This is a genomic window from Sphingomonas rosea (assembly GCF_039538065.1).
GTDB lineage: Bacteria > Pseudomonadota > Alphaproteobacteria > Sphingomonadales > Sphingomonadaceae > Sphingomicrobium > Sphingomicrobium rosea.
In genome coordinates this window covers 1607211-1634130 of sequence record NZ_BAABBR010000001.1, presented here as the reverse complement: position 1 = coordinate 1634130, position 26920 = coordinate 1607211, and the positions used below count along the sequence as shown (strand labels likewise).

Here is a 26920-nt window from a genome sequence, read left to right as displayed (position 1 = left end):
GCCCATGCATTTTCTCGACCAGGCAAAGATCTTCGTCCGATCGGGCGCGGGCGGGCCGGGCGCGGTCAGTTTCCGGCGCGAAAAATATATCGAATATGGCGGCCCCGACGGCGGTAACGGCGGCAAGGGCGGCGACGTCATCTTCGAAGCCGTTCACGGCCTCAATACGCTGATCGACTTCCGCTACACCCAGCACTTCCGGGCCCCGCGCGGCAAGGGCGGCGCCGGCTCGAACCGCACCGGCGCGGGCGGCGATGACCTCGTCATCAAGGTGCCGGTCGGGACGCAGATCCTCGCCGACGACGAGGAGCGCAGCCTGCTCGCCGACCTCACCAAGGAGGGCGAGAAGATCGTCTTCCTGCGAGGCGGTGACGGCGGGCGCGGCAATGCCAGCTACAAGACCTCGACCAACCGCACGCCGCGCCAGCACCAGAAGGGCTGGCCGGGCGAGGAGATGTATGTCTGGCTGCGGCTGAAGCTGCTCGCCGACGTCGGGCTCGTCGGGCTTCCCAATGCCGGCAAGTCAACCTTCATCAACGCGGTCTCGAACGCGGACGCCAAGGTCGGCGCCTATGCCTTCACCACCCTCCGGCCGCAGCTTGGCGTTGTCAGTCATCGCCAGCGCGAGTTCGTGGTGGCCGACATTCCGGGCCTCATCGAGGGCGCGGCCGACGGCGCCGGGATCGGCGACCGCTTCCTCGGCCATATCGAGCGAACCAAGGTCCTGCTGCACCTCGTCGACTGCCAGGACGAGGATGTCGCGACCAGCTACCGGATCGTGCGCGACGAGCTCGAGGCCTATGGTGCCGACCTCACCGACAAGCCGGTGGTGGTCGCGCTCAACAAGGTCGACACGATCGACGCCGAACTCGTCGCGGCCTTGTCCGCCGAGCTCGAAGCCGAGAGCGGCCGTCCGGTCTTTGCGCTATCCTCGCCGTCTCGGCAGGGTCTCGATGCGGTGCTCGACGCCCTGCTCGAGCGGGTCGACGACTCGAGCGACCCGCAAGCCGACGACGATGAGGACGCTCCTGCCAAGGCCTGGTCGCCGCTGTGAAGCTGGCGATCACGGGCGCGACGGGGTTCGTCGGCGGCCGCCTCCTCCGGCTTGCCGTCAGGCAGGGTCATGAGGTCACCGCCCTCACCCGCCGTTCGCAGGAAGAACGTGCGGGCGTGACGTGGGTGCAGGGCGCGCTCGACAACCGGCAGGCGCTGCAGCGGCTGGTCGAGCAGGCCGATGCGATCATCCACGTCGCGGGCGTCATCAACGCGCCCGATGCGGCGGGCTTCGAGGCGGGCAATGTCACGGGCACGCTGGCGGTATTGGCGGCGGCGACCGCGACCGGCGTCCACCGCTTCGTCCATGTGTCCAGCCTGGCAGCGCGCGAACCGAGCCTGTCGCTCTACGGCGCGTCGAAGCGCAAGGCGGAAGAACTGGTCGAGCGCAGCGGGCTCGACTGGGCGATCGTCCGGCCGCCGGCGGTCTATGGCCCGGGCGATCGCGAGACGCTCGAACTGTTCAAGGCCGCCCGGCTCGGCTTCGTCCCGCTTCCGCCCAAGGGCCGGCTGAGCCTGATCCACGCCGACGACCTCTCGCGGCTGTTGCTGGCGCTCGCCGATCCGGCCGCGCCCTCGCAATTGCTGGTCGAGGCTGACGACGGGCGCGAAGGCGGCTGGAGTCACCGCGAGTTCGCGCAGGCCTTGGCGACCGCGCAGTCGCGGCGCGCGATGGCGCTTTCGGTGCCGGCGGGGATCATCCGGATGGGCGCGAAGCTCGACGGGCTGCTCCGGCGCGACAAGGCCAAGCTGACCTCCGACCGCGCGGCCTATTTCTGCCATCCGGACTGGACGATCGACCCGGCACGGCGCCCGTCGGCCGACCTGTGGCGCCCCGAGGTCGAGACCGCGACCGGCCTCAAGGACACCGCCGACTGGTATTGCCGCAACGGCTGGCTCTAGCCGGACGGTCAGCCCTTCGCCTTGTAGCCCGCGACCGCGCCGAGGAGGAAGGCGGTCATCAGCGCGACCGACACCTTGCCGCCGGGATCGGGCCAGCCGAAGTAGGTCGGCCCGACCATGAACAGGCCGAGGAACAATGCCGTTGCGAAATAGGCCATGGAAATCCCCTCACCCCGAGCATCGTTCTTCGCCCGCGACCGATCTTGTCGCTCCGGAATGCTTGCTCAACCCTTACCCATTGTCCATAGGCGCGGGCATCGGCTTTCGGGAGTGATGCGGCAATGAAGGCGCGGGTGCTGGTGACCCTCAAGAACGGTGTGCTCGATCCTCAGGGCAAGGCGATCCACCATGCGCTGGAAGGCCTCGGCTTCGCCGGGGTCAATGACGTGCGCGCGGGCAAGCTGATCGAGCTCGACGTCGACGAAAGCGTCGACGACGGCGCGATCGAGGACATGTGCCGCAAGCTCCTCGCCAACACCGTGATCGAGAACTTCCGGATCGAGCGAGTCGCCTGATGAAGAGCGCGGTGCTGGTCTTCCCCGGCTCCAATTGCGACCGGGACTTGCAGGTGGCGCTCGAGCGGATCACGGGCGTCGCGCCGACCATGGTCTGGCACCGCGAGACGGGCCTTCCCGAAGGCCTCGACCTGATCGCCGTCCCGGGCGGCTTTTCCTATGGCGACTATCTGCGCTCGGGCGCGATGGCCGCGCGTTCGCCGGTGATGCAGTCGGTGGTCGAGGCCGCGGCCAAGGGCACGCCGGTGCTCGGCATCTGCAACGGCTTCCAGGTCTTGACCGAGGCGGGGCTCCTGCCGGGCGCGCTGATGCGCAACGCGGGCCTGAGCTTCGTCTGCCGCTCGGTTCCGCTGACGGTCGCCAACAACCAGACGATCTTCACCCGCGGCTATGAGGCGGGCGAGGCGATCACCATTCCGGTCGCGCATCACGACGGCAATTTCCAGGCCGATGCCGAGACGCTCGCGCGGATCGAGGGCGAGGGCCGGGTCGCCTTCCGTTACGCCGACCGCGTGAACGGATCGGCCAATGACATCGCCGGGATCGTCAACGACGCGGGGAATGTCCTTGGCATGATGCCGCACCCCGAGCGGGCGGCGGAGCCTGCGCATGGCAACGAGGACGGACGGCGCCTGTTCGAGAGCCTGCTGGGCGCACTTCAGACCGCCTGATCACGCTCGGCGCTTGAGCCCGGGCCCGCTCCCGCCTAGCGGGGAATCGGGCGCCCGTAGCTCAGCTGGATAGAGCACGTGCCTTCTAAGCTCGTGGTCGCAGGTTCGAGTCCTGCCGGGCGCGCCACCCTTTCCGCCTAGCGAACGCCCAGTTCGGCGAGCAAATGGCTCTGGCCATAAGCGTGGCGCAGCGCCGCGGTGATGGCGGTCGTGGTGACCAGCACGCTGCGGTTGAGCTCGGGGTCGTAGCCATAGGCGTTGCGCTGCGTGAGCACGGTCGAATCGAAGTTCGCGCCGATGATCTCGCCCTTGGCGTTGATCGCGGGCGAGCCCGACGAGCCGCCGATCGTGTCGGTGGAGGCGGCGACATCGAGGATTGTCGAAGCCGGGATCCTGTCCTTGGCAGCCAGCAGGCGGGGGGCGACGTCGAACGGCTCGGCGCCGGTCGCGCGCTGCCACAACCCGCCGAAGGTCGTCGCATAGGGGATGACGCGGCCCTGATAGGTCCAGCCACGCAAGCGCCCGTAGGTCAGGCGAAGCGTGCCCGTCGCGTCGGGATAGAGGCTGGTGCCGAATACCGCGAAGCGCGCCTTGGCCAGCGCCTCGCTTGCGCGGTCGGTGGGGGCCTGCACCTTGGCTTCATATTCGGTGCGGGTCGCGCGGGTGACGTCCTGGATCCGCAGGAGGAACTGGATCAGCGGGTCGGTCGAGGCCTTGATGGCGGGCAGCCCGCCGTCCCACAACGCCTTGCGGACCGCCGGGTCGCCGAGCTTCGTCCCGCGCGCGAGCCGGGCGGCGAGGCCTTCGGGCGATTCCTTGCCGAGCACTTGCGCGATGCGGGGATCGTCAACGGTCAGGATCTCGCGGGTCTTCGACAGCCACCAGGCGAGCTGGACCTCGTCGAGCGCGGGGTAGGTCGGGCGGGTCGCGAGCAACCCGTTCTCGACCGCGGCGAGGCGCGCGTCGCCATATTCGGGCAGGCGCTCGCCGCTCGGCTTGGTCTTTTCGATCGCGCCGCGAACGAGGTCCTCGGCCCAGTTGTAGAGCTGCGAGCCACCGCCGGCGCGGCCTTCGAGCATGTAATAGCCCGGATACAGGCGCGCGACCTCGGGCTGGAGGTTGGCAAGCTCGGTCCACGGATCGCCGATCAACTGGCGCAGTGCCGCGTCGGCCGCGACGCGGGCGCGGAACTCCGCTTCGGCCTTGGCACGACCGGCCATGAAGCGCTGGTCGATCAGCGACTGCTGGCGCCCGAAGCCGCGCTTGTAGGTGTTCTCGATGCCCGAAATGGCCTGACCCGCAACGAAGGCATTCTGCTCGTTCTGCGCGGCGAACTGCAGCAGGCGCCCGCGAAGCTCGCTGTTGATGAGCTGTTCGAGCGGGAGGGTCACGTCCTGCACGGTGCGCAGCTGCGCCTGCGTCAGCAGCCGCTGCGTCGCGCCGGGGCTGCCCGACACGAACACCGGCTGGTTCTCCTGCGGCGGGGCGGCATTCCAGCGGAGGTAGCCCGGCGTCTTCACCGGCTGGCCGTTCTCGTAAAGGCGAAGGAAGGCGGCATCGACCGCGAAACGCGGAAAGGCGAAATTGTCGAGGTCGCCGCCGAAGGCCGCGGCACGATGCTCGGGCGCGAAGGCAAGACGGACGTCGGTGTAGCGGCGATAGGTGTAAAGCTTGAACTGGCCGCCGCGATAGAGCGTCACGACCTGGCAGCGGCGGCTCTTGTCGGCGCCGCAGGCCTCGGCCTCGATCTTGCCCGCCTCCGCCGAGCGGGCGCGGGTGAAGGCCTCGCCGGACAGGCCCGCGCCCGCGGCCTGCATCCGCGCGGTCACATCGGTGATGGCGGTCAGCACCTCGGCCACGGTGCCCGGGCACTTGCGCTCCTCGGCGCGCGACTGCGGGGTGAAGCCCGTCTGGACGTAATTGCGCTCAGGCGTCGAGAGATCCTCGACACAGCCCGAGGCGACATGTTCGTTGGTGAGGACGAGGCCATCGGGCGAGACCAGCCCGCCCGACGCACCGCCGATCCGGACCGAGGCGAGCCGGACCTTGTCGAGCCACTTCTGGTCGATTGACGTGCCGAGATCGCGATTAGCCGCAGCGATCGGAAAATTGTCGAAGGTCCACATGCCTTCTTCGGCCGCGGCCGCCGCCGGGATCATGGTCAGGGCGGTGGCGATCAGCAGACGGGAATGACGCACGGGCAAACTCCTCCAGGGTTGAGGCTCCGTATCACAGAGGGCGGGGTCGGCAAGTGAGGCGGCACTGGACCGGCGGATGCATTGACGATAGCGTGTGTGAAGCAGCGTTGACACTGGAGCATCATGGGCGCCTTCCCCTTCTCCGCCATCGTCGGCCAAGACGAGATGAAGCGGGCGCTGCTGATCGCCGCGGTCGAGCCGCGCATCGGCGGGGTGATGGTGTTCGGCGACCGGGGGACGGGCAAATCCACCGCCGCCCGCGCGCTCGCCAATCTCCTTCCGCCAATGGACGTGGTCGCGGGCTGCCGCTTCAATTGCGACCCCAAGGGCGCGAAATGCAGTCATGGCGGCAACGGCAAGATCGACCGCATGGCGGTTCCCTTCGTCGACTTGCCACTGGGGGCGACGGAGGACCGGGTGACGGGCGCGCTCGACATCGAGCGGGCGCTGGTCGCGGGCGAGAAAGCGTTCGAGCCCGGGCTGCTCGCCAAGGCCAATCGCGGCTTCCTCTACATCGACGAGATCAACCTGCTCGAGGATCATCTCGTCGATCTGCTGCTCGACGCGGCGGCAAGCGGGGAGAATGTGGTCGAGCGCGAGAGCATGAGCGTCCGGCACGACGCGCGCTTCGTGCTGATCGGCAGCGGCAATCCTGAGGAGGGTGAGCTTCGGCCGCAGCTCCTCGACCGCTTCGGCCTGTCGGTCGATGTGAAGACGCCGCAGAAGCTCGAGGACCGGATCGAGATCATGCGGCGGTGCGATGCGCACGAGCGCGATCCGATGAGCTTCCGGAGCAAGTGGCAGCGCAAGGAGCGCAAGGTCCTGCAGCAGATCGCCGCCGGGCATGCGCTGCTCGGACAAATCGCCGTGCCCGACGCGACGCTGGCCGACGCTGCGCAATTGTGCATGGCAGTCGGCGCCGACGGTCTCCGCGGCGAGCTGACCTTGATCCGCGCGGCAAGGGCACTGGCGGCGCTCGAGGGCGAGACCGCGGTCGGGCGAAGCCACCTGCGCGCGGTCGCGCCGCTCGCGCTTCGTCATCGCCTCCGCCGCAATGTCCTCGACGAAACCGGCCCGGCCACGCGCATCGAGCGGGCGATGGCCGAGCTGTGGGACTGAGCCGCGATCTGGAGATGGCGGCGCGGCTGGTCGCGGCGCGGCCGGAGCGGTTCGGCGGGATCTGGCTGAAGGGCGTCGAAGACGAGGATGGCGTGTGGGACCTCCTCCCCCACGACAAGCGGCGCAAGCTGCCGTGCCGGATCGACGAGGAGCGGCTGGTCGGCGGGCTTGACGTCGGCGCCACGCTGGCGGCGGGAAGGCCGGTGCATCGGCCGGGGTTGCTGAGCGAGACGATCGGGTCGTGCCTGATGGTGAGCGGCGCCGAACGCCTTGAGACCGGCACCGCGGGACGGATCGCGGCCGCGCTTGATTCGGGCGGGCCGGCGCTGATCCTGCTCGACCGGGGCCAAGGCGACGAACCCGGCGCGCCGACGACGTTGACCGAGCGCGTAGCCTTTCATTTCCTTGGCGGAAGCGGCGACGAGCGCCCGGAGCATGATGGCGACGTCATGAACGACGACGAGGCGATCGAAGCCATCGCGACGAGCAGCGTCATGCTGGGCATCGCCTCGGCGCGCGCCGACCTGTTCGCCTTCCGCGCGGCACGGGCGCATGCGGAGGCACGGGGGCTGGATGGCATCGACCCCGCGGCCCTGACGTTTGCGGCGCGCACGGTGCTTGCGCCGCGCGCGACGCGCTTGCCCGAAGAGAGCGCCCCTCCCCCGCCCGAACCCGACGCGGCGGAGCAGCCGCAGCAGGATCGGGGCAAGCTCGAGGATGTCGTTCTCGAGGCTGTGCGTACGGCGCTTCCAGCCGACTTGCTCGCCGCGCTCATCGGCGCATCCACGTCAGGCCGGCGGCAATCGCCGCAGGGCGCGGGCGCGCGTAATCACTCGCCGCTGCGAGGACGGACGATCGGCGCACGGCGCGGTCGGCCGGGCGGCGGCGCACGGCTCGCGATCCTCGACACGCTGCGCGCGGCGGCACCCTGGCAGCGGCTTCGCGGACGTACCGACCGGATCCGGCTCGGCCCCGACGACCTCCGCGTCCGCCGCCACGAAAGCCGCTCCGCCTCGCTGACGATCATTGCGGTCGACGCCTCGGGATCGGCGGCGGCGCAGCGGCTGGCGGAGGCGAAGGGCGCGGCCGAGACATTGCTCCAGCAAAGCTATGTCCGGCGCGCCGAAGTGGCGGTGATCGCGGTCAGGGGCGCAAGCGCCACGCTCCTTCTTCCTCCCACTCGTTCGCTGACACGCGCCAAGCGCCTGCTGAGCGAATTGCCGGGCGGCGGCGGGACGCCGCTGGCCGCCGGCATCGAGTCGGCGCGGGAATTGGCCGAAGCGGCCGCCTCCCGGGGACGAACGCCATCGGTCGTGCTGCTGACCGACGGCCGCGCCAATATCGCGCTCGACGGGTCGCCCGGTCGCGAGACCGCGATGGCCGACGCGACCCGGGCCGCGCGGCGGCTTGCAGCGACGGGGACGGCCTCGCTGGTGATCGACATCGGCGCGCGCGCACGTCCGGAAGCCGCCGACCTCGCACGCGGCATGAACGGCCGCTACCTCCACATGCCGCTCGCGGACGGGGCCAGCGTCGGGCGGGCCGCCGGCGTGCTGGTTGCCTGAGCCTTGCTCGACTTCGCCACCGACGGGCGCGACTGGCCGGGCCGCGAGCATAGCCGCTTCGTCGAGGCCGGCGGGCTGCACTGGCATGTGCAGGTGTCGGGCGAAGGCCCGCCCCTACTCCTCCTCCACGGGACCGGGGCGAGCAGTCACAGCTGGCGCGACGTCGCGCCGCTGCTGGCGCAACGCTTCCAGGTCATCGTTCCCGACCTACCCGGCCATGGCTTTACGCGGGGGCGGCCCCGGCTTGGGCTCACGCTCGCCGGAATGGCCGAAGCGCTGGCGGCGCTGCTCAAGGCGTTGAACGGCGAGAGGTCGCGGGTGGTCGGGCACAGCGCCGGCGCGGCGATCGCCTGCCGGATGGCGATCGAGGGAACGGTGACGGGGCCGATCACCGCTTTCTGCCCCGCGCTCCTGCCGATGGGCGGGGCCGCCGCGCCCCTGTTCGGAAGCCTCGCCAAGATGCTTTTCCTCAATCCGCTGGCGACCCATGTCTTCACCGGCATCGCCCGCCAGCCGGGCCCGGTCGGCCGCTTCCTCGCACGCTCGACCGGATCGACGCTCGATGCCGAAGGGGTGGAACTCTACCGGCGCCTCTTCACCGACGCGGATCATGTCCGCGGCACGATCGAGATGATGTCGGGCTGGCGGCTCGAGGCGCTCGAACGGGCGCTGCCGCACCTGCCTGTCCCCATGACCATCGTGCACGGTGCCGAGGATCGCGCGATACCCGTCGGCGATGCACAGCGCGCGGCGCGACTGGCGAAGGCGCGGTTCGACTTGCTGCCGGGCCTCGGGCACCTCTCGCACGAGGAAGAGCCGGCGCGCGCGGCGCGGCTGATCGAAGAGGCTGGGATATGAACAATTACGGCTGGATCGAAGTGATGGTGGTCGGCGGGATCGCGCTCGGGCTCGGCTTCTGGCAATTGTGGTCGGTCAACCGCGAGATCCGCCGCGACCGCGACGGGCGCAAGGACTAGGGCCGCCGCGGCATCTTGTAGGGCAGCATCCACTGCACGATCGGCGAGCGGAAGCGGTCGAGCGACAGGCTTTCGTGGACCGCAACGACGTCGTGCCCGAACAGGCGGCTGGCGACCGCCGAGCGGGCGTAGAAAGGCGAATCCTCCCACGTCCGTACCACCCGCGCATGACCGCGCTCGGCGCGCGTGCGGCGCCCCATCAACCAGCGGGTCGGCGGGAGTGGCGCGCCGAGTGGAAGCTCTTCTTCCCGCGCCTGGCCTGCGGCATCGAAGCGCAGGGCGGCGGCGAAGCGCGAGCCGTCGCGGCGGACGCCTTCGTAGAGAACAGCGGCTTCCTTGCCCAAATGGGCGCGCGACCACTGCCAGTCGGCGAACCCGTCCTCGAGCGCCTCGCTACCCCAATTGCCATCGAGATAGCCGCTCCCCGACCATGCTATCTCCGGCCGACCCATTTTCACGCTGACCCGGGCGCGCGGCGCCATGCTGCGCCAGTGGTGGCGGCGGGCGGGGTCGAGCGCGAAGCTCTGCCCGCTCCACATCTCGGGCTCGACGATCACCTGCCCGCGAACCGGCGGATGCACCGGGCAGCCGAGCCAGATCGCCTGCTCCTCGATGTCGATGACGAGCTTGTCACGCTCCCAGCGCATCGCCGAGGGGCCGATGGCGAGTTCGTCCCGGCTGCGCTCGACCTGTCCCCGGCCGCGCTCGGTCATCGTCCAGCGCGCGCCGCGCGGACCGTAGAGGGCGACGTTGAGGCAGGCATGGTCGAGCGGGTCGCCGCGACCGCTCTTCTTGTAAAATGGGGAAAAGACCGAGCCGACGAAGCCGATGATCGTCAGCCCGAAGGCACCGCAGTCGGAGATCGCATCGACATACCACCAGGCATAGCCACGCGGGACGACCGGGCGGTCGAACAACGGTCCTGCAGCAGCGTCGTGACCGCCAACCGCCCGGACAAGGCCGCCATCGGCACGCCCGCGCCCGGATGGGTGCTCCCGCCCGCGCAATAAAGCCCAGGGATCCGCGTTCGGGCGCTCTGCCGGAGGAAGGAGGCCGCCCATCCGTGCGAGGCCCGTCCATAAAGGGCTCCACCCGTCGACGGCAGCAGCCGTGCGAAATCCGCTGGCGTGGTGACCACCGGCTCCGCGCATTGCCGAAGCTTCAGCCCGCACGAGGCCAGCCTCGCTTCCATGGCTTTCCCACATCGTGCGATCTCCTCGGGTCCATAAGGGTGCGTGTCGCCGTTGGCCGGCGCATTGACGATAATCTGCAATCGGTCGCGAGCGGGGTCGCCGGGCCGGTCGAGCGCGCAGACATAAGCGGTCGGGTTCTCGGGCACGCGGCCCGCCTTGAGCGCGTCGAATTCGGCGCGATAATCCGGGGAAAAGAAGACGTTGTGCCGGTCGAGCGGGAAGCCCTCGCTGTCGGCCTCCATGCACCAGACCATCGCGGACAGCGAGCGGCGGCGGACGGGATAGGCGTGAACGGCGCGGCGCGCGGCCTGGCCGAACACCCCCGCGGCGATCGCGGCCGGATCGGCGTTCGCGACGATGGCCGAGCAGGGGATGACTTCGCCTCCCGCGAGCCGAACGGCCGAGGCGCGGCCATGCTCGACAAGGATCTCGTCCACGCGGGCGCCGTAGCGAAAGGTGGCGCCGAGCTCGCGGGCAAGTCGCTCCATCGCACAAGCCAAGGCCGCCATCCCGCCCTCGATCAGCCACACGCCCATCGCCTCGACATGCGCGATCAGCATGAGGGTCGCGGGCGCGGCGAAAGGCGAGGAGCCGCAATAGGTGCTGTAGCGGGCGAAGAGCTGCCGCAGGCGAGGATCGCGGAAGTGATCCCCGAGCGCGCCCCACAGGCTCTCGTAGGGCCGGATCGCGCGAAGCGCCCCCAACCGCCACAGTCCGATCCGCCACATCAACCCCGGCGGATAGACGCGGCTGTTCGTGAGAAAGGGTGTTTCGAGGATGTCGTAGATGCGCTTCGCCTCGGCGCGAAAGTCGCGCAAGCCGCGCGCGGCGGCCGCTCCGGCGAAGTCGCCGACCGCTTCCTCGCTGCGGGCGGGATCGGCAAACAGGTCGAGCCGTTCGTGTTCGCTCCAGGCGTGGCGGGCGAGGAGGTCGGCCTTTCTGACCTGGCATCGCTCGGCGAGACTGGCACCGCCTTCGGCAAAGATCTCCTCGAACACGTGGCGGAGGGTGAAGACGGTCGGGCCGGCGTCGACGTGGGCATCGCCGACCGCGAGCTGGCGGACCTTGCCGCCCGGAAGCGCTTCTTTTTCCAGCACGGTCACGGGAATGCCGCGCGCGGCGAGAAGGACGGCGCTGGTGAGGCCGCCGATCCCGGCACCGATCACCGCCACCCGTTCCTGCATGCATCCACCTCCAGCCCGCGAAGTTGACCTAAAGGGCCGCCTGTGTCCATTGTATTTGACAGATGCAGGAGACTTCCTTGCTTTACACCCGGCTAGATGATGGTTCGACACGGCCGGGGTGGAAGCTGCGGTTGCTGCTCTTGCGCAATCGCCTGGTCGGAAACTCGGCCTTCCAGCGCTGGGCCCTGTCCAACCCGCTGACCCGCATCAAGGCGCGGCGCCATGCGCGCGCGCTGTTCGATCTCACCGCGGGCTTTGTCTACAGCCAGGTGACGAGCGCGCTCGTTGAAAGCGATCTCCTCGACGCGCTCGCGACGCGGCCTCGTTCGGAACAGGAAGCGGCGGAGCTGAGCGGCCTTGGGATCGAGTCGGCACGGACCCTCCTTCGGGCTGCGGCTTCGCTCGGGCTGACCGCGGAAGCCGAAAGCCGGTGGACGCTCGGCGAGCGCGGGGGAGCGCTGGCCGGAATGCCGGGCCTCTCCGACATGATCCGGCACCATCGCCTGCTCTACGCCGACCTCGCCGATCCGCTCGCCATGCTCCGCCGGGAGGGGCCCGGTGCGCTGGCGTCACTGTGGACTTACGACGATCCCGGCGGGGGCGAGGAAGCGCGCATCTATTCGCGGCTGATGACCGCGACGCAGCCGATGGTCGCGGCGCAGGCGCTCGCTGCCTACTCCTTCACCCGCCACGTCCGCCTGCTCGACATCGGGGGCGGCCAAGGCGCGTTCCTGCGCGAGATCGGCCATGAATATCCCGCGCTCGGGCTCGGGCTGTTCGATCGGCCGGCGGTGATCGAGACGATCGGCGACAGGGACGGGATCCGGCTGCATGCCGGCTCCTTCCTGACCGACCCCCTCCCCGGCGGCTACGACCTCCACAGTCTCGTCCGCGTGCTCCACGACCATGACGACGCGGCGGCCATGGCAATCCTTCAGGCGAGTCGCCGGGCACTTCCGCCAGGCGGACGCCTGCTCATCGTGGAGCCGATGGCGGAGGTCGGACGGGCGCCCGAGGGCCACGCCTATTTCGGCTTCTATCTCGCGGCGATGCGCTCCGGTCGCCCGCGGACCGCAGCGGAAATTCGGGCAATGCTGCGAGGAGCGGGCTTCGCGAGGGTATCCGCCTGCCGCACGCCGCTGCCACTGGTCGCGCACTGCCTTGTCGCTTCCACTTGACGTCCACATTGCTTGACAATCTCATGTGTCAAGCGCATTGAACAGTCGGGGGACAGTCGCTGCAGACGTATCGTCGTTTGTCACGTCACCGTCCTTCGCAAGGAAGCCGATGGACGCACTCGCCGTCATTGTCGAAGCACCCCAGCAACTCACCCTGAGGAAGCTGGCGCTGACCCCGATGGGGGCCGGTGACGTGCTGGTCGACGTGGCGTGGAGCGGCGTCAGCAGCGGCACCGAGAAACTCCTCTGGTCGGGTGCGATGCCGCCCTTCCCCGGCATGGGCTATCCGCTGGTCCCCGGCTACGAGTCGGTCGGCCGGATCGTCGACGCCGGGCCCGACGCCAGGGCGCGGATCGGCGAATGGGTCTTCGTCCCCGGCGCCCGCTGCTACCAGGACGCCCACGGCCTGTTCGGCGGCACCGCCCGCCGCCTGATCGTACCCGCCGCCCGCGCGCTGCCCGTGCCCGAGTCGCTTGGCGAGCTCGGCATCCTGTTCGCCCTGACCGCGACCGCGATCCATCTTATCGAAGGCGGAAACCCGCCCGAGCTGATTGTCGGCCATGGTGTCCTCGGCCGGCTCATCGCGCGCCTCACGGTCGCCTGCGGCGGCGCCGCACCAACCGTCTGGGAAAATGATCCGATCCGGGCCGACGGGGGCGAAGGGTATCGCGTCACCACCGCCGACGCCGACGAGCGGCGCGACTACCGGACCATTGTCGACGTCAGCGGCGACGCATCGCTCCTCGACAGCCTGATCATGCGCCTTGCGCCCCAGGGGGAACTGGTGCTCGGCGGCTTCTACGCCCAGCCGATCCGCTTCGCCTTTCCGCCGGCCTTCATGCGCGAAGCGCGACTTCGCGTCGCGGCCGAGTGGAAGCCCGAGGACATCGACGCCGCCCGCACCCTCGTCGCGCGCGGCCTCCTCAGCCTTGACGGGCTGATCACCGACCTGCGGCCGGCCGAGGAAGCAGCGGAAGCCTATCCGCACGCCTTCACCGACCGCCGCTGCCTGAAGATGGTTCTCGACTGGAGGGGCTGGGCCTGATGCTCGATCATCACGAAGCACTGCGCCACGAAGCGTCGATCGAGCCCGATCCGGTCCCGACCGGTGAGCCGACGAGCAAGACCCAGATCATCGCCATCTATGGCAAGGGTGGCTCGGGAAAGAGCTTCGCGCTCGCCAACCTCAGCTACATGATGGCCCAGCAGGGCAAGCGCGTGCTGCTGATCGGCTGCGACCCCAAGAGCGACACGACCAGTCTGCTGTTCGGCGGCAAGTCGACCCCCACGATCATCGAAACCTCGTCCGCCAAGAAGCTGGCCGGCGAGGAGGTCAGGATCGAGGACGTCTGCTTCCAGCGCGACGGCGTGTTCGCGATGGAACTCGGCGGACCCGAGGTCGGCCGCGGCTGCGGCGGGCGCGGCATCATCCACGGCTTCGAGACGCTCGAGAAGCTCGGCTTTCACGAGTGGGGCTTCGACTACGTGCTGCTCGATTTCCTCGGCGACGTGGTGTGCGGCGGCTTCGGCCTGCCGATCGCCCGCGACATGTGCCAGAAGGTGATCGTCGTCGCCTCGAACGACCTCCAGTCGCTCTATGTCGCGAACAACGTCTGCAAGGCGGTGGAATATTTCCGCAAGCTCGGCGGCAACGTCGGCGTCGCGGGCATGATCCTCAACAAGGATGACGGGACGGGCGAGGCCAATGCCTTTGCCGAAGCGGTCGGGATCCCGGTGCTGACCGCCATCCCCGCCAACGAGGACATCCGCAAGAAGAGCGCCAACTACCAGATCATCGGCATGCCCGGCGGTCAGTGGGGCAGCCTGTTCGAGGAGCTCGCCGAAAATGTCGCGACGGCCCCGCCGCTGCGCCCGACGCCGCTCGACCAGGACGGTCTGCTCGGCCTGTTCAGCGCCGACATCACGGGCGCCGACTATTCGCTGAAGCCTGCAACCCAGGCCGACATGCGCGGCGGCGAGTTCGTCGCCAGGCCAAGCCTCGAAGTGATCTACGATGCGGTCTGAGGCGCGGCGCTGATGGACTATGCCGCGCCTTCCTCGCGCGAGCTCGACCGGATCGAGGTCGAGAACGGATCCGGCTGCCATGCCGGGGCCGAGCGGATGAGCGCGGAAGCGACGGCCAATGGCAAGTCGGAGCTTCTCGAAGGTCTCGCAAAGGACTATCCCAAGGGTCCGCACGACCAGCCGCAGAGCATGTGTCCGGCCTTCGGCTCGCTCCGCGTGGGCCTGCGGATGCGGCGGACCGCGACCATCCTCTCGGGCTCGGCTTGCTGCGTCTACGGGTTGACCTTCACCTCGCATTTCTACGGGGCGAAGCGGAGTGTCGGCTACGTGCCCTTCAGCTCCGAGACGCTCGTCACCGGCAAGTTGTTCGAGGACATCCGCGACGCGGTCCACGAGATCGCCGACCCGAAGAACTACGACGCCATCATCGTCACCAATCTTTGTGTGCCGACGGCGAGCGGAGTGCCGCTCCAGCTGCTGCCCAAGGAGATCAACGGGGTCCGGATCGTCGGAATCGACGTGCCGGGCTTCGGGGTTCCGACCCACGCCGAGGCCAAGGACGTGCTCGCCGGCGCGATGCTGTCCTATGCCCGTCGCGAGATCGAGGCGGGTCCCGTCGCCGCGCCGCGCGCGCGGTCCGATCGCCCGGCGATTGCCCTGCTTGGCGAGATGTTCCCGGTCGATCCGGTGATGATCGGGCAGATGCTCGAGCCCTTGGGCCTCGTTGCCGGTCCGGTTGTCCCGACGCGGGAATGGCGCGAACTCTATGCCGCGCTCGACTGCGCCGCAGTCGCCGCCATCCACCCCTTCTACACCGCCAGCATCCGCGAATTTCAGGGCGCCGGCCGCCCGGTCGTCGGGTCTGCCCCGGTCGGGGTCGATGGAACGGCGGCCTGGCTTCAGGCGATCGGCGAGACCTGCGGCATTGCCGCCGACCGGATCGCCGAAGCGCAGAACCGCTTCCTCCCCGCGATCCGCGGGGCCTTGGCCGGGTCGCCGATCACGGGCCGGGTGACCGTCTCGGGCTATGAAGGCTCCGAACTGCTCGTCGCCCGGCTGCTGATCGAAAGCGGCGCCGACGTGCCCTATGTCGGCACCGCCGCTCCGCGCACCGCCTGGTCCGATCCCGACCGCGAATGGCTCGAGGCGCGCGGCGTCCGGATCCAGTATCGCGCCAGCCTCGAGCAGGATCTCGCCGCGGTCGAGGAATATCGCCCCGACCTCGCGATCGGCACCACCCCGGTGGTCCAGCATGCCAAGGCCAAGGGCACGCCGGCACTCTACTTCACCAACCTCATCTCCGCCCGTCCGCTGATGGGCCCGGCAGGTGCAGGCAGCCTCGCCACCGTCGTCAATGCCGCCATCGCCGGCAAGGACCGGATGGCGTCGATGAAGCGCTTCTTCGAGGGCGTCGGCGAAGGCCATGCCGCCGGGCAGTGGAATGACGTCCCGGTCGACCGCCCCGACTTCAAGGCGCGTTATGCGGCCAAGCGTCTCGCCGCGGCCAAGGCCGAGCAGGCGGTCGGCTCATGACGCTCATCCTCGATCATGACCGCGCTGGCGGCTATTGGGGCGCGGTCTACGCCTTCACCGCGGTCAAGGGACTGCAGGTGATTGTCGACGGACCGGTTGGCTGCGAGAATTTGCCCGTCACGAGCGTGCTCCATTACACCGACGCGCTGCCCCCGCACGAGCTGCCGATCGTGGTCACCGGCCTTTCCGAGCAGGAACTCGGCCGCGACGGCACCGAAGGGGCGATGAAGCGCGCCTGGGCCGCGCTCGATCCCGATCTTCCGGCGGTGGTCGTCACCGGGTCGATCGCCGAAATGATCGGCGGCGGCGTGACGCCCGAGGGCACCAATATCGTCCGCTTCCTGCCGCGCACCATCGACGAGGACCAGTGGCAGTCGGCCGACCGCGCGCTCGCCTGGCTGTGGACGCAATTCGGGCCGAAGAAGGTCGCGCCGCCGAAGAAGCTGAAGGAGGGCGAGAAGCCCAAGGTCAACATCATCGGCCCGCAATATGGCACCTTCAACATGCCGTCCGACCTCGCCGAGATCCGGAGGCTGGTCGAGGGCATCGGCGCCGAGGTCAACCTGACCTTCCCGCTCGGCACGCACCTCGCCGACATTCGCAAGCTCGGCGACGCGAGCGTCAACATCTGCATGTACCGCGAGTTCGGACGCAAGCTGTGTGAGGAGCTCGACCGCCCCTATCTCCAGGCGCCGATCGGGCTGACCTCGACGACGCTGTTCCTCGAGCAATTGGGCGAGTTGCTCGGGCTCGACCCCCAGCCGTTCATCGAACGCGAGAAGCACACGACGATCAAGCCGCTGTGGGACCTGTGGCGCTCGGTCACGCAGGACTTCTTCGGCACCGCGAGCTTCGGCATCCACGCGAACGAGACCTACGCCCGGGGCGTGCGCGCCTTCCTCGAGGGCGACATGGGCCTCCCCTGCAGCTTCGCCTTCGCCCGCCGCGCCGGGGTCAAGCCCGACAACCAGGCGGTGATCGAGGCTTGTCGGACGGCGCCGCCGCTGGTGGTGTTCGGCAGCTTCAACGAGCGCATGTATCTCGCCGAGGCGGGCGCGCGCACGACCTATATTCCGGCGAGTTTCCCCGGCGCGATCATCCGCCGCCACACCGGCACGCCCTTCATGGGCTATGCCGGCGCGACCTACCTGCTCCAGGAAGTGTGCAACGCGCTGTTCGACGCGCTCTTCCACATCATCCCGGCCGCCAGCGAACTCGACCGGATCGAGGCGACGCCCTCGCGCGGCCTTGCCGAACTGCAGTGGGACCCGACCGCCAAGGCCAAGCTCGACGCGATCGTCGAGGCGCAGCCCGTCCTCGTCCGGATCTCGGCCGCCAAGCGCCTGCGCGATGCGGCCGAGCGCGCGGCCCATGCCGCGGGCGAGCGGACGGTCACCGCCGACCGGCTCGCCGACATTCTGATGGAACAGCCCGCATGAGGCTGTTCCCCACCCTTCGCCTGGGGCTCCCAGGCTCAACCCCTTCGCGGCGGGAATGCTCGCGGAGAAAGCCGCCCGGTGGCGTTCGCGCCTGTATTCTCATGCCGGGCAATTTGGAGAGCGACGCATGAGCGACACCAGAGAGCGAGACGATCGCTTCGGGCCGGGAACCTACCTGACCCCTGAAGAAGCGAAAGAATTCCACAAGATCTTCGTGACGAGTTTTCTCATCTTCACGGCGATCGCGATCGTGGCCCACTTCCTCGCGTGGCAATGGCGGCCCTGGCTTCCCGGAGCCAATGGCTATGCCGACCATGCGATGATCCAGGGTGCGCAACACCTGGCGAGCATCGCCACCTCGATGTTTGCCTGAGGAGATCAAGCCATGTGGAGAATTTGGCTCATTTTCGATCCGCGCCGCACCTTGGTCGCGCTGTTCACCTTCCTGTTCGTTCTGGCGCTGCTGATTCACTTCATCCTGCTCAGCACGGACCGGTTCAACTGGCTCGACGGCCCGCGCGCCGCCGATCCGACCGCAGCCGCGATGAGCGCGCCAGCGGCAGCCCCGGCGGCCGCACCGGTCGCCGCGCCGGCTCAGTAAAGGCGTCACCCCGACCGGGGTCGCTGGGCGGCGTTTCGACCGTCCGCCGAGCGACCCCGGCAAGGGCAATTTCAAGCCGACTTCGTTTGCCCCCGCGCACGCGGGCCAGGAGAGTTTCGCCATGATCCTCAGCTATGAGCGTAAGTACCGCGTGAGAGGCGGCACGCTGCTTGGCGGCGACCTGTTCGACTTCTGGGTCGGGCCATTCTACGTCGGCTTCTTCGGCGTGCTGACGGCGTTCTTCGCCTCGCTCGGCACCGGGCTGATCCTCTACGGCGCCGCGATCGGCCCGACCTGGAACCCGTGGCTGATCTCGATCGCGCCGCCGGACATCAGCTACGGCCTGGCACTCGCCCCGTTGCGCGAAGGCGGCCTGTGGCAGATCATCACCTTCTGCGCGATCGGTTCCTTCGTCAGCTGGGCGCTGCGCGAGGTCGAGATCTGCCGCAAGCTCGGCATCGGCTACCATGTGCCGTTCGCCTTCAGCTTCGCGATCCTCGCCTACGTCACGCTGGTCGTGTTCCGCCCGCTGCTGCTGGGCGCCTGGGGCTTCGGCTTTCCCTACGGCATCTTCAGCCACCTCGATTGGGTGAGCAACACCGGCTATCAATATCTCCACTTCCATTACAATCCCGCGCACATGCTGGCCGTGAGCTTCTTCTTCACGACGACGCTGGCGCTGGCGATGCATGGCGGTGCGGTGCTGTCGGCGGTGAACGTCCCCAAGGGCGAGCCGGTCAAGACGCCCGAATATGAGGACAGCTTCTTCCGCGACCTGATCGGCTATTCGATCGGGACTCTGGGCATCCACCGCCTCGGCCTCCTGCTGGCCTTGAACGCCGGCTTCTGGAGCGCCGTGTGCATCATCATCTCAGGCCCCTTCTGGACCCGTGGCTGGCCCGAATGGTGGTCCTGGTGGCTCAATCTTCCGATCTGGTCCTAAGGGGGAGGTAATCCGATGGGTGCCTATCAGAATATCTTCACCCAGACCCAGCTGAGGGCCGCGCCCGAATTCGGCGCGCCGCTTCCGGCCGGCAACGATCCCCGGATCGGCAAGGGTTTCTACAGTTATTGGGCGGGCAAGCTGGGCGCGGCCCAGATCGGCCCCTTCTATCTCGGCAAGCTCGGCCTCGCTTCCTTCATCTGCGGCTTCCTCGCGTTCGAGATCATCGGTCTCAACATGTGGGCGAGCGTGAACTGGGATCCGGTCCAGTTCGTCCGGCAGCTGCCATGGCTCGCGCTCGAGCCGCCGGGGCCCGAATGGGGCTTCACCCCCTTCGTTCCGCTGGCGCAGGGCGGCTGGTGGATCATCACCGGCTTCTTCCTGACCTGTTCGGTATTGCTGTGGTGGGCGCGCACCTATCGCCGCGCCCGCGCGCTCGGCATGGGCACCCACGTCGCCTGGGCCTTCGCCAGCGCGATCTGGCTGTTCCTCGTGCTTGGCTTCATCCGCCCGGCGCTGATGGGGAGCTGGTCCGAAGCGGTGCCGTTCGGCATCTTCCCGCACCTCGACTGGACCGCGGCTTTCTCGATCCGCTACGGCAACCTCTTCTACAATCCCTTCCACGCGCTTTCGATCGCATTCCTCTACGGTTCGACCCTGCTGTTCGCGATGCACGGCGCGACGATCCTGGCGGTCAGCCGCTACGGCGGCGAGCGCGAGATCGAGCAGATCACCGACCGCGGCACCGCGCTCGAGCGGGCGGCCCTGTTCTGGCGCTGGACCATGGGCTTCAACGCGACGATGGAATCGGTCCACCGCTGGGCCTGGTGGTTCGCGGTGCTGACGACGCTGACGGGCGGGATCGGGATCCTGCTCACCGGCACCGTGGTCGACAACTGGTATCTTTGGGCAGTCGAGCATCATTATGCCGAGAGCTATCCTTCGACCAATGTCGCCGATCCCTCGCTGCAGCCGCTCCCGGCGCCCTATCAGGTGACCCTGCCAAGCGCGGTCGAGGCCCCGGTCGCCGGTGGTGCGCTTCCCGTCGGCAATGCGGTGGGTGAAGCGGCACCCGCCCCCGTGCCACCTGCCGCCGTTCCGGCCCGATAGAGGAGCCACGTGATGACCAGAGGCCAGAGCCTTCTATTCGCCACCCTCCCCCTCGTCGCGCTGAGCGGCTGCGAGCTCGGCGCCAAGGCCGCGCAGCAGACCGGCTACCGGGGCACGGGCATGGACCAGATCACCGACGTGAGCTCGGTCCAGAAGGCGGCCTACATCCCGCCCGCACCCTATCCGCTGTCGCCCGAGGCGGCGAACGGGCCCAAGGTGCAAGGGCAGAACATTCAGGTCCTCGGCAACCTGTCCGAGGAGCAGTTCGGTCACCTGATGAGCTCGATCAGCCAGTGGGTCGCGGGCGACGCGGCCAATTGCCAATATTGCCACAATCCGGCGAACATGGCCGACGACAGCATCTACACCAAGCGGGTCGCCCGCCAGATGCTCAAGATGACGCTGTCATTGAACTCGCAATGGTCGAATCACACGGGGCAGACCGGGGTCACCTGCTACACCTGCCACCGCGGGCAGCCAGTGCCCAAATATGTCTGGACGCCCGAGAAGCCGACCGACCGCTACACCATCCGCGGGCAGAAGCGCGGGCAGAACACGCCCGACGCAAACGTCGGCTACGCCTCGCTTCCGAACAACGTCTTCGAGCAATATCTCGGCGGCAATGCGGAGAGCGTCCGGGTGCAGGCGAGTTCGGCTTATCCCGGCATGGAAAAGTCGGGCACGCGCAATGCCGAAGACAGCTATGCGATCATGATGCACGTCTCGAAGGCGCTGGGGGTGAATTGCACCTTCTGCCACAACAGCCAGAGCTTCCGATCCTGGTCGCTGAGCCGCGCCCAGCGCGCAACCGCCTGGTACGGCATCCGCATGGTGCGCGACGTCAACGGCAACAACATCCTGCCGCTCGCCAGGGCGGGCGTGTTCCCGCCCAACCGGCTCGGGCCGACGGGACAGCCGCTGCAGGTCAATTGCCTGACCTGCCATCAGGGGCTGAACAAGCCGCTCGGCGGCAAGTCGATGATCCCGGATCATCCCTACCTGCGGCCGGCCGGCTACGTGCCCAATCCCCGTCCCGCGGCCGAGCAGGGCGTGGTCGCGGCACTTCGGCAGCCGCAGGCGATGGCGCCGCGGATCAGTCCGCCCAACGCCCCCAAGGACCAGCCGGCGCAGACCGCCGCGCCGGTGCGCTAGGGGCGCGGCCCGCTAGCGGCGGGTCGGCGGAACGTCGGTGGTGTCCTGCGCATTGCCGCGCGCCCGCTCCTCGTCGAGCTGGCGACCGCGCTCGCCTTCCATCGGGTGCCGGTTGCCGGGTTTGCGCAGGAACCACAGGAACGCGACCAGCACGACCAGGAAGCCGGCGATCAGGATGAACATGTTGTTGGCGGCGAGATAGTCGGACAGGTTCATGGCGAAGCGCCTTCGTTGAAGTGTCCCCGCCCCTTTTTTTCGTAATCCCCCAACGACTTGGGCGGCCGGAAGGTCCGACCGCCCACTAATGCTTCAGGCCATGGTCGCTCAGGCCGCGGCGGAAACCCGGCTCAGGGCACAACGCGACCAGATCTCGCTCAGCGCGTCGACCAGCCGGTCGATGTCCTCGGCCGAGTGGACCGGCGAGGGCGTGATGCGCAGCCGCTCGGTTCCGCGCGGCACGGTCGGGTAATTGATCGGCTGGACGTAGATCCGATATTCCTCGAGCAGCCAGTCACTGATCTGTTTGCAGTGGACCGGGTTGCCGACCATCACCGGGATGATGTGGCTGTCGTTGTCCATCATCGGGATGCCGACCGCCATCAGCCGCGCCCGGACTGTGGCGACGCGATCGCGCTGCCCCTGGCGCTCGGCCTCGCTCTCCTTGAGGTGGCGAATGCTGGCCGCCGCCCCGGCGGCGAGCGCCGGCGGAAGCGCGGTGGTGAAGATGAAGCCGCTGGCGAAGCTGCGGACGAAGTCGCACAGCGCGGTCGATGCGGCGATGTAGCCGCCGAGGACGCCATAGGCCTTGCCCAGCGTGCCTTCGATCACGGTGATCCGGTCCATCAGGCCTTCACGCTCGGCGACGCCGCCGCCGCGCGGGCCATAGAGGCCGACCGCATGGACCTCGTCGATGTAGCTCATCGCGCCATGCGCTTCGCAGACGTCGAGGATCTCGGCGATCGGCGCGATGTCGCCGTCCATCGAATAGACGCTCTCGAACGCAACCAGCTTGGGCCGGTCCTTGTCGAGCGCGGCGAGGCGGCGATCGAGGTCGCGCCAGTCGTTGTGCGCGAAGACCTGCCGCTCGGCGCGGCTATGGCGGATACCCTCGATCATCGAGGCATGGTTGCCGGCGTCCGAAAGGATGACGACATTCGGGATCTTCGCGCCGAGCGTGCCGAGCGCCGCCCAGTTCGAGACATAGCCCGAGGTGAAGAGCAGCGCCGATTCCTTGCCGTGAAGATCGGCGAGTTCGCGCTCGAGCTGCACATGCTGATGCGTCGTGCCGGCGATGTTGCGCGTGCCCCCGGCCCCCGCGCCGCAGCTGTCGAGCGTTTCGTGAATGGCATCGAGCACGACCGGATGCTGGCCCATCCCGAGATAGTCGTTCGAGCACCAGACAGTGACTTCGTCGGCACCGTCGTCCTTGTGCCACTTGGCCTTGGGATAATTGCCCGCGCGCCGCTCGAGCTCGGCGAAGATGCGATAGCGCCCCTCCCCGCGAAGATCGTCCAGCGACTGGTTGAAAAAGGCCTCATAATCCATGGCCGGTCCCCCTAGGCTTGTCCCGCAATGCGTGTGGCGCCCGGCCGCATCGCCCAGTGCCACAAGACACCGTCACGAACCGGAAGGGCAAGAAAGAAAAGTTCGAGCGCGCCGAGCCCGGCGAGCGCGAAGACGAGGCTCGGCGCGATCGCGGCGCTGCCCGCGCCGGCCGACAGCGCACGGTCGGCGAGAAGGGTCGCGAGCAGCAGGCTCGATCCGAGCGCGATCACGAGGGTGGCGCTAAGCCGACGCGGCCCGAAATAGCTGTGCAGGTAGCGAAGATGCGCCGGAATCAGCTCGTCGCTGAAATTGGGCACGCCGCTGAAGATGCTGAGCTTGGCGCCGAGGCGGAGGACGAACAGCAGCCCGAAGATCGACGCGGCGACCTGATTGGCGGCGCCCCATCCGATCATCACCAACAGGGCCAGCAGGCCGGCCAGTGCCAGTTCGTGCCACAGCAGTGCCTCGGTGGCCTGGCGGAAGCGAAGGAAGCCTGCCGCTCCGACCGACTTGGGAAGCCGGCGGGGACCCGCCGCGGCGCCGGTCAGGAAGGCGAGCTCCTGCCACGCCCAGATGACGAGCGCCCCGGCCGCCGAGGCATAGGTCGCAGCGATGCCGTCGTCGTGCCGCGTCGCGACGATCACCGCCATGCCCGCGATCGCCGCCACCGACGTTGCCATCATGGCCGAGCGATAGGTCGCGCGGGGCCGGTGGACGAGCCAGACCACCAGCGCCGTGCTGGCGAACCAGCTGAGCAGCACCGCCAGCGCGGGAACGAGATGGCCCGACAGGCTCACCAGGCCGGCTGCATGCGGACGGTGGCGGGCAGCGGGCTCTTTTCCGGCCGAAGGAAATACATGCGGGCGAAGGCGAAGGCCGCGCCGGCGAGATGCGGCAGCTTGGCGATGCCACGGTTGCGCGCAATGCCATCGCCGGCGACGCGCAGCCTTTCCATCGCCGCACGGAAGCGGGGGTCGTCGGTCGGAAGCACCACCGGGAACACCTGCCGGCTGATCGCCGAGCAGATGTCGAACACCTTGTAGCCATAGTCGGCGGGGCTGATGCCGAGCGCCTTGAAGAATTCCGGCCGGCCGGCGTCGCGCACGTACATCGTCGCGTAGACCGACAGCAGGAAGAAGCGGATCCAGAGCTTGTTGAGGCCGGTGAGCAGCTTCGGCTCCGACCGCATCAGCATGGCGAAGGCCTCGCCGTGCCGGAACTCGTCCTGGCACCACCGCTCGAACCAGGCGAAGATCGGATGGAAGCGGAGCTCGGGATGCTTTTCGAGTTGCCGGTAGATGGTGATGTAGCGGGCGTAGCCAATCTTCTCCGACAGATAGACCGCGTAAAAGATGAACTTGGGTTTGAAATAGGTGTATTTCTTGGTCTTGGTCAGGAAGCCGAGATCGACGCCGAGGCCAGCGTCCTTGAGCGTTTCGTTGATGAAGCCGGCATGGCGGCTTTCGTCGCGGGCGAGGACCTTGAACAGCTTCTTCACGTCGGGATTGGTGACGCGCTTGGCGATTTCGGCGTAGAGGATGCAGCCCGAGAATTCGCTGGTCATCGAGCTGACGAGGAAGTCGATGAACTCGGCCCGGAGCGCCGGCGTCATTCGGTCAAGGATGCCGTCGAAGCTTTCCTCGCTGCGGAAATGGCGCTTGTTCTCGTCGCGGTCGAAGTCGGCGATCAGCGCGTCCCATTCGGCGCGGACCGGAGTGACGTCGATCTTGTCGAGCGCCTTGAAGTCGGTCGTGTAGAAGCGCGGCGACAGGATCGTTTCCTGCCGTGCGATCGCGAGCGTGTCCGCCGGGGTCACCGGCGTATGGGCGTTCATGCGAGCCTCCCGGGGGTGAAGCTGACTTCGTAGAGTTCGCTCATGTCGAAATAAGCGGTGAAGCGCGTCCAGGCGCGGCGCAGCGGTCCAGCGATCTCGACCGTCGCCGTGCGATCGAGGACGAGGCTGGTCCCGAACGGCACGACGACCGGCGCGCCATGCACCTGCACCCGGTCGCCCGGTCCGATCGCAATGTCGTCGGGAAGTTCGACATGCGCGTGGAGGGAATCTGGGCTGTGCTCGACGCTGATGCGGCACGAGGTTTCGAAGCGGGCGGCGCAGAGCAGGCTCACGAGCGGGTCTCCGGAGCGAGGAAGGCGGCGAAGGAGGCACGATTGGTCGGGCCGAAGCTGCCGAGTTCGATCACGCGACCGGTGGCGGTGTCGGTGAGCGTCAGCGCGCCGTCGGGCCAGCTGGCCAGCGCGAAGGGCGCGGCCGGGCCTTGGCGATTGAGGTGCCGTTCGCGCGCCAGGCCGCGCATCACCCCACGGATGAAACCGCTCCCCTCGGTGCCGATCGCAGCGACCTGACGACCGTTGCCGGCATCGCTCACCAGCACCTTGCCGCCGGCACCATCGTCGAAGCGGAGAAGGCGTTGGGCCACCGGCTGTTCGTGGGCGGCGAGGCGCGCTTCGGCCGGGCTCGGTCCGACGTCGACCAAGCCGAAGCGGACCGCCGAGACGAGGACCAGCACGCAGATGATCAGGGCGCAGGCGGCCTTGAGCGCACCGGGCGGGATCATGTTCTCGTGGCTGTGATGCTCGAGCTCGTTCATGCCATGGCCTCGACGGGTTCGGGGGCGGGCCGTGCGGGACGGGGCGCGGGTTTGGCGGCAGGCTCGACGTGCGCGACGTCGATCACCTCGGCGCAGCAATGATAGAGCTTGATCGCGAGGTCTTCAGCACCGGGCACCGAGCGCAGCATCGGCTGCGGCTGGCGGAGGTGACGCGGCCGGACATGCGGCCAGAGTAGCGCCCAACCGATCCGCTCGCGGCCCTTGAGCTTGAGCGCGATGTCGCCGCAGCCGTTGCCGAGCATCCGAAGGTCCGCGGAATCGATCTGCCGCAGCGGAAGATTGAAGCTCATCGGCAGCGCGATTCCGATCTTGAGCACGATGCGCCGGTCGGTGAGGGTATAGACGGTGCTGGTGGCATAGGCCTTGGCGAGGACCGCCATGACGCCGAGCCCGAGCAATCCCGCTCCCAGCGTGATCGCGGCGCCCGTCGGGCTCCCCGCGAGCAAACCCGCCACCGCGAGGATCGCGAAGTAGACGGCGACGGCGCGGGCGTGAAACAGCGAGCGCAGCAGTTGGCGCCAGTCGGGCGCACCCTGCCAGACGATGGTCTCGCCCGGCGGGAGCTTGCCCGGAAGGCCGTTCAGGCGGTCAGCGCTCACAGCAAGGGCTCCGCACGGCCGGGCATGCCGTAGAGATAGCCGCCGCCGAAATAGCCCATCAGCCGGTCTTCCTCGCGGCGGGTGATCTGGCCGGCGGTCGCGACCTTGGGGGCATTGGCGAACTGCGACGCGGCGATGGCGTCGACATGGTAGACGCGCTTGCGGCCGTGGACGGTGCCCATGAGGAACGGGACTATGACGCTGCCGCTCGCCGTGGCGACATCGACGTAGCGGACGAGATGATCGGAACGGTCGATCCAGACGTCGCTGATCTCGCCGACCACGACTCCATCGGCCGCCACGACCTTCATCCCCATGAGGTTGGCATCCTCGCGCGCGATCGACCATTCATGCTCGCTCGACATGGGGACGATCCGCGGGCGCCCTTCCATGTCCTGGTCGGGCCAGTCGGCGCGATTGACCCAGCTGGCCGGGCCGACGCCATCGACGAGTGGATCGCCGGTCGGTACCAGCGGCGCGCCGGGGAAGCGGTCGTAAGGCCGGGTGCCGGGAATCTCGACGGGTTCGCGGCCCTGCGCCGGCGTGGTCGCATAGCCGCGATCGAACGGCAGCTTGAAGCGCTTATAGGACGACGCGGTGAGCGGACCCCAGGCGCTGTCGACGCGGCCGGTCACCGCATCCTCGAGCGGATAGCCTTCTCGCCGATCTTCGCGCCGGAGGTAGAAGACGAGGGCGACGAAGAAGAGCACGAACGCGTAAAAGACGAGCTCCGCCACATCGAGCCGTCCAACGATGATTTCGTGATGCGACATGTTCCCGTTTTCCT

General features: G+C 68.4%; 30 protein-coding genes and 1 tRNA gene. 19 read left to right on the top strand and 12 right to left on the bottom strand.

Annotation, left to right across the window (positions count from 1 at the left end; all coding sequences use genetic code 11):
- Positions 1 to 4: 4 nt before the first annotated feature.
- Both obgE and ABD693_RS08180 read left to right on the top strand, forming a co-directional pair.
- Positions 5 to 1054, top strand: a complete 1050-nt coding sequence (gene obgE, locus ABD693_RS08185; protein ID WP_344696554.1) for a GTPase ObgE — start codon at positions 5 to 7, stop codon at positions 1052 to 1054.
- Positions 1051 to 1956 carry an NAD-dependent epimerase/dehydratase family protein gene (locus ABD693_RS08180; protein WP_344696552.1) on the top strand — a complete coding sequence of 302 codons (906 nt, stop codon included), beginning with the start codon at positions 1051 to 1053 and terminating at the stop codon, positions 1954 to 1956. The genes obgE and ABD693_RS08180 overlap by 4 nt, the downstream gene beginning before the upstream one ends.
- Before the next feature lie 8 nt (positions 1957 to 1964).
- Here ABD693_RS08180 and ABD693_RS08175 read toward each other — a convergent pair whose 3' ends face one another.
- Positions 1965 to 2114, bottom strand: a complete 150-nt coding sequence (locus ABD693_RS08175; RefSeq protein WP_344696550.1) for a hypothetical protein — start codon at positions 2112 to 2114, stop codon at positions 1965 to 1967.
- A 123-nt stretch (positions 2115 to 2237) separates the two neighbouring features.
- Between ABD693_RS08175 and purS the strand changes: the two genes are divergently transcribed.
- The 3 genes from purS (at position 2238) to ABD693_RS08160 (ending at position 3269) form a co-directional block, all read left to right on the top strand.
- Positions 2238 to 2471 (top strand): phosphoribosylformylglycinamidine synthase subunit PurS, encoded by a 234-nt coding sequence (gene purS, locus ABD693_RS08170; protein ID WP_344696548.1) that lies wholly within the window; start codon positions 2238 to 2240, stop codon positions 2469 to 2471.
- On the top strand, positions 2471 to 3142 hold the full coding sequence (gene purQ, locus ABD693_RS08165) for a phosphoribosylformylglycinamidine synthase subunit PurQ (RefSeq protein WP_344696546.1): 672 nt from the start codon (positions 2471 to 2473) through the stop codon (positions 3140 to 3142). The genes purS and purQ overlap by 1 nt, the downstream gene beginning before the upstream one ends.
- A 50-nt stretch (positions 3143 to 3192) precedes the next feature.
- A tRNA-Arg gene (locus tag ABD693_RS08160) sits at positions 3193 to 3269 on the top strand.
- A 10-nt stretch (positions 3270 to 3279) separates the two neighbouring features.
- On the opposite strand, the gene ABD693_RS08155 is transcribed toward ABD693_RS08160, so the two are convergent.
- Entirely contained in the window at positions 3280 to 5340 is a 2061-nt protein-coding gene (locus ABD693_RS08155) for a S46 family peptidase (RefSeq protein ID WP_344696544.1), read from the bottom strand.
- A gap of 123 nt (positions 5341 to 5463) precedes the next feature.
- On the opposite strand from ABD693_RS08155, the gene bchI reads away from it, so the two are divergent.
- The 4 genes from bchI to ABD693_RS08135 are packed head-to-tail and all read left to right on the top strand — an operon-like array spanning position 5464 to position 9001.
- Positions 5464 to 6459 (top strand): magnesium chelatase ATPase subunit I, encoded by a 996-nt coding sequence (gene bchI / locus ABD693_RS08150; RefSeq protein WP_344696543.1) that lies wholly within the window; start codon positions 5464 to 5466, stop codon positions 6457 to 6459.
- Positions 6450 to 8024: a VWA domain-containing protein gene (locus ABD693_RS08145; RefSeq protein ID WP_344696541.1), complete on the top strand. Its 1575-nt coding sequence runs from the start codon at positions 6450 to 6452 to the stop codon at positions 8022 to 8024. The genes bchI and ABD693_RS08145 overlap by 10 nt, the downstream gene beginning before the upstream one ends.
- Before the next feature lie 3 nt (positions 8025 to 8027).
- Positions 8028 to 8882 carry an alpha/beta fold hydrolase BchO gene (gene bchO, locus ABD693_RS08140; RefSeq protein ID WP_344696538.1) on the top strand — a complete coding sequence of 285 codons (855 nt, stop codon included), beginning with the start codon at positions 8028 to 8030 and terminating at the stop codon, positions 8880 to 8882.
- A complete protein-coding gene (locus tag ABD693_RS08135) occupies positions 8879 to 9001 on the top strand; it encodes a hypothetical protein (RefSeq protein ID WP_344696536.1) in 123 nt (40 codons plus the stop codon). Before bchO ends, ABD693_RS08135 begins: the two co-directional genes overlap by 4 nt.
- Here ABD693_RS08135 and ABD693_RS08130 read toward each other — a convergent pair.
- Both ABD693_RS08130 and crtD read right to left on the bottom strand, forming a co-directional pair.
- Complete coding sequence (locus tag ABD693_RS08130) at positions 8998 to 9918, bottom strand: hydratase (RefSeq protein ID WP_344696534.1); 921 nt, start codon at positions 9916 to 9918, stop codon at positions 8998 to 9000. The genes ABD693_RS08135 and ABD693_RS08130 overlap by 4 nt on opposite strands.
- Positions 9837 to 11378, bottom strand: coding sequence for a 1-hydroxycarotenoid 3,4-desaturase CrtD (gene crtD / locus ABD693_RS08125; RefSeq protein WP_344696532.1), 1542 nt, complete (start codon positions 11376 to 11378; stop codon positions 9837 to 9839). The genes ABD693_RS08130 and crtD overlap by 82 nt, the downstream gene beginning before the upstream one ends.
- A gap of 140 nt (positions 11379 to 11518) precedes the next feature.
- On the opposite strand from crtD, the gene ABD693_RS08120 reads away from it, so the two are divergent.
- The 10 genes from ABD693_RS08120 to pufC all read left to right on the top strand — a co-directional run bounded on the left by ABD693_RS08120 (position 11519) and on the right by pufC (position 21359).
- Positions 11519 to 12556, top strand: coding sequence for a methyltransferase (locus ABD693_RS08120; RefSeq protein ID WP_344696530.1), 1038 nt, complete (start codon positions 11519 to 11521; stop codon positions 12554 to 12556).
- A gap of 109 nt (positions 12557 to 12665) precedes the next feature.
- The gene (bchC, locus tag ABD693_RS08115; RefSeq protein ID WP_344696528.1) at positions 12666 to 13601 is read left to right on the top strand and encodes a chlorophyll synthesis pathway protein BchC; all 936 of its coding nucleotides are present in this window, start codon (positions 12666 to 12668) and stop codon (positions 13599 to 13601) included.
- Entirely contained in the window at positions 13601 to 14581 is a 981-nt protein-coding gene (locus ABD693_RS08110; RefSeq protein WP_344696526.1) for a chlorophyllide a reductase iron protein subunit X, read from the top strand. Before bchC ends, ABD693_RS08110 begins: the two co-directional genes overlap by 1 nt.
- Before the next feature lie 12 nt (positions 14582 to 14593).
- Positions 14594 to 16114, top strand: coding sequence for a chlorophyllide a reductase subunit Y (bchY, locus tag ABD693_RS08105; protein ID WP_425567270.1), 1521 nt, complete (start codon positions 14594 to 14596; stop codon positions 16112 to 16114).
- Complete coding sequence (bchZ, locus tag ABD693_RS08100) at positions 16111 to 17553, top strand: chlorophyllide a reductase subunit Z (protein ID WP_344696524.1); 1443 nt, start codon at positions 16111 to 16113, stop codon at positions 17551 to 17553. The genes bchY and bchZ overlap by 4 nt, the downstream gene beginning before the upstream one ends.
- A gap of 127 nt (positions 17554 to 17680) precedes the next feature.
- Positions 17681 to 17926, top strand: coding sequence for a light-harvesting antenna LH1, beta subunit (gene pufB, locus ABD693_RS08095; RefSeq protein ID WP_344696522.1), 246 nt, complete (start codon positions 17681 to 17683; stop codon positions 17924 to 17926).
- 12 nt (positions 17927 to 17938) lie between these two features.
- Entirely contained in the window at positions 17939 to 18154 is a 216-nt protein-coding gene (gene pufA, locus ABD693_RS08090; protein WP_344696520.1) for a light-harvesting antenna LH1, alpha subunit, read from the top strand.
- 121 nt (positions 18155 to 18275) lie between these two features.
- Positions 18276 to 19097 (top strand): photosynthetic reaction center subunit L, encoded by an 822-nt coding sequence (gene pufL, locus ABD693_RS08085; protein WP_344696519.1) that lies wholly within the window; start codon positions 18276 to 18278, stop codon positions 19095 to 19097.
- 15 nt (positions 19098 to 19112) lie between these two features.
- The gene (gene pufM, locus ABD693_RS08080; protein WP_344696518.1) at positions 19113 to 20207 is read left to right on the top strand and encodes a photosynthetic reaction center subunit M; all 1095 of its coding nucleotides are present in this window, start codon (positions 19113 to 19115) and stop codon (positions 20205 to 20207) included.
- Positions 20208 to 20219: 12 nt separating this feature from the next.
- Positions 20220 to 21359 carry a photosynthetic reaction center cytochrome PufC gene (gene pufC / locus ABD693_RS08075; protein ID WP_344696517.1) on the top strand — a complete coding sequence of 380 codons (1140 nt, stop codon included), beginning with the start codon at positions 20220 to 20222 and terminating at the stop codon, positions 21357 to 21359.
- A gap of 12 nt (positions 21360 to 21371) precedes the next feature.
- Here pufC and ABD693_RS08070 read toward each other — a convergent pair whose 3' ends face one another.
- From ABD693_RS08070 to puhA, 8 genes are all read right to left on the bottom strand, one after another.
- Complete coding sequence (locus ABD693_RS08070) at positions 21372 to 21575, bottom strand: hypothetical protein (protein WP_344696516.1); 204 nt, start codon at positions 21573 to 21575, stop codon at positions 21372 to 21374.
- 108 nt (positions 21576 to 21683) lie between these two features.
- Positions 21684 to 22904, bottom strand: a complete 1221-nt coding sequence (gene hemA, locus ABD693_RS08065) for a 5-aminolevulinate synthase (RefSeq protein ID WP_344696515.1) — start codon at positions 22902 to 22904, stop codon at positions 21684 to 21686.
- A gap of 11 nt (positions 22905 to 22915) precedes the next feature.
- Complete coding sequence (puhE, locus tag ABD693_RS08060; RefSeq protein WP_344696514.1) at positions 22916 to 23701, bottom strand: putative photosynthetic complex assembly protein PuhE; 786 nt, start codon at positions 23699 to 23701, stop codon at positions 22916 to 22918.
- Positions 23698 to 24738 (bottom strand): magnesium-protoporphyrin IX monomethyl ester (oxidative) cyclase, encoded by a 1041-nt coding sequence (gene acsF, locus ABD693_RS08055; RefSeq protein ID WP_344696513.1) that lies wholly within the window; start codon positions 24736 to 24738, stop codon positions 23698 to 23700. The genes puhE and acsF overlap by 4 nt, the downstream gene beginning before the upstream one ends.
- Positions 24735 to 25031: a hypothetical protein gene (locus tag ABD693_RS08050; RefSeq protein ID WP_344696512.1), complete on the bottom strand. Its 297-nt coding sequence runs from the start codon at positions 25029 to 25031 to the stop codon at positions 24735 to 24737. The genes acsF and ABD693_RS08050 overlap by 4 nt, the downstream gene beginning before the upstream one ends.
- Positions 25028 to 25513, bottom strand: a complete 486-nt coding sequence (puhC, locus tag ABD693_RS08045) for a photosynthetic complex assembly protein PuhC (RefSeq protein WP_344696511.1) — start codon at positions 25511 to 25513, stop codon at positions 25028 to 25030. The genes ABD693_RS08050 and puhC overlap by 4 nt, the downstream gene beginning before the upstream one ends.
- A complete protein-coding gene (gene puhB, locus ABD693_RS08040) occupies positions 25510 to 26133 on the bottom strand; it encodes a photosynthetic complex putative assembly protein PuhB (RefSeq protein ID WP_344696510.1) in 624 nt (207 codons plus the stop codon). The genes puhC and puhB overlap by 4 nt, the downstream gene beginning before the upstream one ends.
- On the bottom strand, positions 26130 to 26906 hold the full coding sequence (gene puhA / locus ABD693_RS08035) for a photosynthetic reaction center subunit H (RefSeq protein WP_344696509.1): 777 nt from the start codon (positions 26904 to 26906) through the stop codon (positions 26130 to 26132). The genes puhB and puhA overlap by 4 nt, the downstream gene beginning before the upstream one ends.
- Positions 26907 to 26920 lie beyond the last annotated feature (14 nt).